Here is a 5341-nt window from a genome sequence, read left to right on the forward strand (position 1 = left end):
TCGTCTTGCGAAAAAGTAAGAGATAAGCAATCTCTTACTTTTTCTCAGGTTTGAAGCTGTCTTTCAAATCAAGAACGCGGTTGAAGACAGGTTTTTCAGTAGTATGATCATGTTGGTCCGCAACGAAATAACCTTCACGTTCAAATTGGAAACGGTCTTCTGGTTTCGCTTGAGCTAAAGCAGGTTCAATCACAGCCTGAACGACTTTCAAAGAATCTGGATTTAAATTCGCTAAGAAATCATCACCAGTTTCAGGGTCAGCCTCTGTAAATAAACGATCATAAATACGTACTTCAGCAGGAATACCCTTGCTTGCAGATACCCAGTGAATCACGCCTTTTACTTTACGCCCTTCAGGATTCTTGCCTAAAGTGTCTGGATCGATTGAACACTTCAGCTCAACAACTTCACCATTTGCATCTTTAATGACTTCATTACACTTAATTACATATGCATGGCGTAAACGAACTTCACCATCCGGAATTAAACGCTTAAAGCCTTTTGGCGGTACTTCTTCAAAATCTTTACGGTCAATATAGATTTCTTTAGTTAATGGAATGACACGCTCACCCATATCGACATTTGGATGACGCGCATGTGTAAGGTCTAAATCTTCTGGTAAGTTTGTAAGTGTCACTTTTAAAGGATCTAACACAGCCATACCACGCGCTGCTGTATTCTCCAAAGATTGACGAATACAGAACTCAAGCATTGCAACATCAACAATACCGTCAGTTTTAGACACACCTACACGTTTACAGAAATCACGTAAGCCTTCTGGTGTAAAACCACGACGACGCATACCAACAACTGTTGGCATACGTGGGTCATCCCAACCATTTACATAACCACCTTCAACCAACTTACGTAATTTACGTTTAGAAGTAATGGTGTAATCTACATTCAAACGAGATGATTCGTATTGGTGCGGAACAGCTTTAGACTTAACCTTTTCAACAATCCAGTCATAGAATGGACGGTGATCTTGGAACTCCAATGTACAAAGTGAATGCGTGATTCCTTCAATTGCATCAGACAATGGATGAGCATAATCATACATTGGGTAGATTTTCCATTTGTCGCCAGTTTGATGATGCTCTGAATGCAAGACACGATACAAAATTGGATCACGCATATGCACGTTCGGGCTTGCCATATCAATTTTAGCGCGTAAAACAGCTTCACCTTCTTTTAGTTCACCACTGCGCATTTGTTCAAAGCGAGCAAGGTTTTCTTCAACAGATGCATCACGATATGGCGAGTTTTTTCCTGGTTCAACAAAACTACCACGGTTTAATTTAATTTCTTCTGGAGACTGCAAATCAACATATGCATCACCTTGCTCAATCAATTGAATTGCCCATGCATAAAGCTGATCAAAATAACCAGAAGCATAGCGAGGTTCACCATTCCAGTTAAAACCAAGCCATTTCACATCATTGGCGATACCATCAACATATTCTTGTTCTTCTGCATCTGGATTCGTATCGTCAAAACGTAAATTACAGAGTCCATCAAACTCTTCTGCAACACCAAAGTTTAGACAAATTGCTTTTACGTGACCAATATGTAAATAACCATTTGGTTCTGGCGGAAAACGAGTTACGATTTGTTTGGTACGTCCGGCAGCTAAATCATCAGTAATGACTTGGCGAACAAAATCTAATCCAGCCTGTTGTTCTTGCTGCGCAGAATCGACAGAGGCATGAGTATTCGGTGTCGGGTTGTTTGGCAGGTTCGAGACAACATCATTAGGCTTCATAGTGTATCAATCACTTCTTTGTAGATAAAATTTCGAAAAAATAAACGCTATCTTCATTTTTCACAAAGATTTTAACGTTTTTTACTTGCCTTGTAGTTTACAGTTTGCTTATGCTTCTCTCAACCAAAAACCCATGGTCATAAGCCCATGTTTAGGAGATTAATGTAATGAGTTTTCCTCAAGTCGAATTAAACACCAATAAAGGTCGTATTGTTCTTGAACTAAATACTGAAAAAGCACCAAAAACAGTAGCAAACTTTTTAGAATACGTACGTGACGGTTTTTATGACGGCGTTATTTTCCACCGTGTCATTGATGGTTTCATGATCCAAGGCGGCGGGATGGATGAAAACTTCAAAGAAAAAGCAACTCGTGATGCAATTGAAAACGAAGCTGACAATGGTTTAAGTAACGATGTTGGTACAATTGCTATGGCACGTACTCAAGCGCCACACTCTGCTTCTGCACAATTCTTCATCAATGTAAAAAACAACTCTTTCTTGAACCATACTTCAAAAACTGCACAAGGTTGGGGTTATGCTGTATTCGGTAAAGTTGTTGAAGGTATGGACGTTGTAGACGCGATCAAAAGTGTACGTACAGGTAACCGTGGTTATCACGCTGACGTTCCTTTAGAAAACGTTGTTATCGAATCTGCTAAAATTATTTCTGAATAATTTTAGGATAAAGCTGTGACCTATCTGTTTATTTCAGATTTACATTTGTCACCTGAACACCCTCGACTCGTTCGAGGGTTTTTAGATTTGTTGGTACATTATCAAAATAAACAAACACAGCTTTATATTTTAGGTGACTGGTTTAATGCTTGGATTGGTGACGATTATTCAGCTCCTTGGCTCGACGAAATTGTTGAAGCTTTAAAAGCTTTTAATGAAAAAGGTAATCGTGTTTACTTTCAAGTCGGTAACCGCGACTTTGCTCTAAATCAGGTTTTCCTCAATAAGTTTAATGGTGTATTACTCCCCGATATTTATTATCTTAATATTGCAGGTCACCAATACCGTCTAGAACATGGCGATGCGTTATGTACGGATGATATTTCTTATCAAAGATTTAAAAAAATTATTCGAAATCCCCTTTTAGTCGCTTTTTTACGTCGAACACCTCTAAGTTTCCGCACGAAACTTGTCAATGGTTTTCGTAAAAGAAGCCATTCGGACAAACAGCAAAAAAGTTATGAGATTATGGATGTGAATGAACAAGCCGTGCTCTCCGCCCTAAAAGATATAGACATACTTATTCATGGACACACTCATCGTCCAGCTATTCATGAAGTACAGCATAAACAACGGATTGTACTCGGTGACTGGAAAGAAGATCACGCACAAATTTTAGAAATTGATCCCTCTTCAAATACGCAACAGCTCGAATTGATTGTCTGGAATTATTAGTTAGAAATTAGTCACTTTTTATTTGAACTTTTAATTCTTTAATTTTTTTATTTAAATCAGAATCGTAAATCACACACATACTAGCAATAAATATAAATTTCCAACTTATATATGCATGATTGTGATAATCAATATATAAAATAAGAAGACTCAATACAAATATAAGAATAATAAAGGCTTTAACAACTCTAATTTCTCGCAGCTTACTCTTTGCATCTTTGGGCATTAAATCAAACATTTTCAATAAATTATTAAAAAATTTATATAAGTATTATATTTCTTTATCACATTAAAATGCAGATGTTTTCCTACAAAATCGCGTATCATGCCAAAGATTAGAACACTTCGATTGTAATAAGATTGATATGGAGTAAGTATGGATTTACTAAATACGGTTAAAAGTCGCTACACCACAAAAGCGTATGATCCTGAGAAAAAAATTCCCAAAGAAAAATTTAATAAATTATTAGAAATTTTACGCTTCACCCCTTCTTCAGTGAATATTCAACCTTGGCATTTCTTGGTGGCTGACAATCTTGCTGCTAAAGAACGCATTGCTAAAGCCTTAACAGGGCGATATGCCTATAATGCTCCTAAAGTTCTTGAGTCATCACATACGCTTGTATTTTGTACAAGAACAGATATTTCACCCGAATATTTAAATCAATTACTTGAGCAAGATGATTTAAGCGGTCGATTTAAAGATGAAAAAGCAAAACTTGGTCAAAAAGATACACGTCATGGCTACGTTGAGTTTTATCGCAATGAACAAAAAAATTTATTTGGCTGGATGGAAAACCAAACTTTTATCGCTTTAGGACAACTACTTTTTGCAGCTGGTCTTGAAGGCATAGATGCAACCCCAATGGGTGGCTTCGACGAAGATGTTTTAAATGAAGAATTTGGCTTAAAAGAAAAAGGCTTACGTAGCTCTGTCATTGTCTCACTTGGCTATAGAAGTGAAAATGATTTCAATGCGAAGTTGCCAAAATCTCGTCTGCCAGATGAAGTTATTTTTACACATTTATAAGATTAGCAGAGTTCAAAAGAACAGTCTTTTGAACTCCTATTTCATAGCTAAGGCTAAACAAACCAATCCACTTATTCCCAAAATCGTTCCTAAAATCGTTGGGAGTTTTAATTTTTCTTTATATAAAACTACACCACAAACTATCCCAAGTAATACCACTAGAATATTCATGCTTGCAAAGACAATCGCTGGTGAATCTTTAAGTAAAATATGTGCTTTAACATACAAGGCAATGTTTGAAAAATTAAGTACACCTAGTATTAATCCAGCCACAGTATTTTTAAAATTCCATGCTGACTTTTTTTGGAATAATAAATAAACTATTGATAATATAAAGGCTGTAATAAAAATTAGATTCAAAGTTAACGTAAATTGTAGCCCCAAACTACTCGTGTATTTTAACAAGACATCTACAGCAGCATAACCAAACCAGACACTCATTAAAGCAAGAATTGCTTTTTTCGATTGATGGCCTGAAGTGCCATTTATCTGTCCAAATACGATTAAAATAACAGCAAAAATTCCTAAACCAATACCTAATAATTTAAGAGAATTAAACCGTTCCTGAAAAAAGAAATAAGCTGCTAATAAAGAAAGTACCACTGACAATCGCTGAGCAATTTCTGTTTTGACGATACCGGCATGCTCTAAGGATTTCGCAAGACATAAAAAAATACTCGGTAAAATGATGCCTAAAGCAACGATTAGCCACCAAGGCATGTGTTGTATAGAAATATGCTGAATATCTGGCTTAAACCACCAATAACATAACAAGCTGGCACTTGCATAATTCCATGCAATCATTTGCATGGGTTGATAGCCCTTTTTCTTTAAATTTTTTAGTAATACAGACACCAGAACACTGCACAGCGCCGCAGCAAATATTAATATCATTTGCGAATAACCTATTAAACTGAATTTTCAAGAAAGCGAGATGCACTACAAATATCTGATTATACTTTTTATATTTTTAAAGCCATAAAAAAACCAGCCATCACTGACTGGTTTTTCTAAGCTAATCAATTAACGATTATTTTCGTCGTCTTGACCATCTTCAAATTTAGAATCGTTGTCGAAACCGCCTTGATGACCACCGAAGCCGCCTTGACCACCGAAGCCACCTTGACCACCGAAGCC

At 36.5% G+C, this 5341-nt stretch carries 6 protein-coding genes and 1 pseudogene; 3 read left to right on the top strand and 4 right to left on the bottom strand.

Going from position 1 to position 5341, the window contains the following annotated elements:
- Positions 1-34: 34 nt before the first annotated feature.
- Positions 35-1762, bottom strand: a complete 1728-nt coding sequence (locus HMPREF0014_RS14270; RefSeq protein WP_004886556.1) for a glutamine--tRNA ligase/YqeY domain fusion protein — start codon at positions 1760-1762, stop codon at positions 35-37.
- A gap of 167 nt (positions 1763-1929) precedes the next feature.
- Between HMPREF0014_RS14270 and HMPREF0014_RS14275 the strand changes: the two genes are divergently transcribed.
- On the top strand, positions 1930-2439 hold the full coding sequence (locus HMPREF0014_RS14275) for a peptidylprolyl isomerase (protein ID WP_002049022.1): 510 nt from the start codon (positions 1930-1932) through the stop codon (positions 2437-2439).
- Between the two features lie 15 nt (positions 2440-2454).
- Complete coding sequence (locus HMPREF0014_RS14280; protein WP_004886553.1) at positions 2455-3174, top strand: UDP-2,3-diacylglucosamine diphosphatase; 720 nt, start codon at positions 2455-2457, stop codon at positions 3172-3174.
- A gap of 7 nt (positions 3175-3181) precedes the next feature.
- Here the strand turns inward: HMPREF0014_RS14280 and HMPREF0014_RS26270 are convergent, their stop codons facing one another.
- Positions 3182-3412, bottom strand: coding sequence for a hypothetical protein (locus tag HMPREF0014_RS26270; RefSeq protein ID WP_002048982.1), 231 nt, complete (start codon positions 3410-3412; stop codon positions 3182-3184).
- A 138-nt stretch (positions 3413-3550) separates the two neighbouring features.
- Between HMPREF0014_RS26270 and nfsB the strand changes: the two genes are divergently transcribed.
- Complete coding sequence (gene nfsB / locus HMPREF0014_RS14290; protein ID WP_002048986.1) at positions 3551-4204, top strand: oxygen-insensitive NAD(P)H nitroreductase; 654 nt, start codon at positions 3551-3553, stop codon at positions 4202-4204.
- A gap of 36 nt (positions 4205-4240) precedes the next feature.
- On the opposite strand, the gene HMPREF0014_RS14295 is transcribed toward nfsB, so the two are convergent.
- Both HMPREF0014_RS14295 and HMPREF0014_RS26275 read right to left on the bottom strand, forming a co-directional pair.
- Complete coding sequence (locus HMPREF0014_RS14295) at positions 4241-5098, bottom strand: DMT family transporter (protein ID WP_004886552.1); 858 nt, start codon at positions 5096-5098, stop codon at positions 4241-4243.
- Between the two features lie 129 nt (positions 5099-5227).
- Positions 5228-5341: pseudogene (locus HMPREF0014_RS26275) on the bottom strand (RNA chaperone Hfq); the annotation flags it as partial.

Source organism: Acinetobacter sp. RUH 2624, assembly GCF_000162375.2.
Classification (GTDB): Bacteria; Pseudomonadota; Gammaproteobacteria; order Pseudomonadales; family Moraxellaceae; genus Acinetobacter; species Acinetobacter nosocomialis.